Source organism: Acinetobacter sp. UBA6720, assembly GCF_002454215.1.
Classification (GTDB): Bacteria; Pseudomonadota; Gammaproteobacteria; order Pseudomonadales; family Moraxellaceae; genus Acinetobacter.
Genome location: NZ_DKIK01000020.1, coordinates 785 through 1,486, shown reverse-complemented (window position 1 = coordinate 1,486; position 702 = coordinate 785). Strand labels below are relative to the sequence as shown.

Genomic DNA, 702 nt, shown 5'->3' with positions numbered 1-702 from the left:
GCGGTCTGAGCATTTAAGCTATTCGCAGAACGAGCAACATCTAAAAAACGTTTTTGTGAATTAGAACTGACATTTTCGACACTAACCAACCCATCAGCATCGGTTTGAAATTCAATATTTTGAGGTGGATAGCAAATACGGTCTTTGGCACAACCCTGCCATGTAACACGATAATGTTGAGATGCTTGAGTGCTAATCTCAAACTCTGCTTGCTGATAATAAACTTGGCTATGACCATAGTTTTCATCGTACTGTTCAATTGCTTTGGGTAATTTCAACGTAACAGGTTGATTGCCTTGTTGAACCTCAAATTTATGTTGATAGAGATAATAATTAGGCTGAATGGTCCAGTGTAACCGCGCTTGATTGGTTTTGGTCGATTCAACTGAAAATGCAAATGCCTGTTCAGGAGTCAGTAATGGTGCTGATAGATTGTCTTGAGCGTAAACCAAAGACGTACATAACAACAATAAAGTAGCCAAAAAGTAGCGCATTAATTGGCTAATGTACCCACCCTGAACAGACATTTTCATGTTCATCTCACTGTAACTCTCCCGATAACTTAAGACCTCATTCTGCCTGCAGAAGGATTTCAAAAGTTAGCGGAGATTTTGACTAGAATAAAACAGATAAACCTAAACCACCGTTATAGCTTTTTTGATCGCCATTCAAATCCACACCTATACTGGCATCAAGTTGAGC

At 39.2% G+C, this 702-nt stretch carries 1 protein-coding gene and 1 pseudogene; both read right to left on the bottom strand.

Features of this window, described 5'->3' with window-relative positions; translation table 11 throughout:
- A partial coding sequence (locus B4F08_RS02140; protein ID WP_291372840.1) for a protein-disulfide reductase DsbD N-terminal domain-containing protein occupies window positions 1–533 on the bottom strand: 533 nt, incomplete at its 3' end.
- Window positions 534–615: 82 nt separating this feature from the next.
- Window positions 616–702: pseudogene (locus tag B4F08_RS02135) on the bottom strand (transporter); the annotation flags it as partial.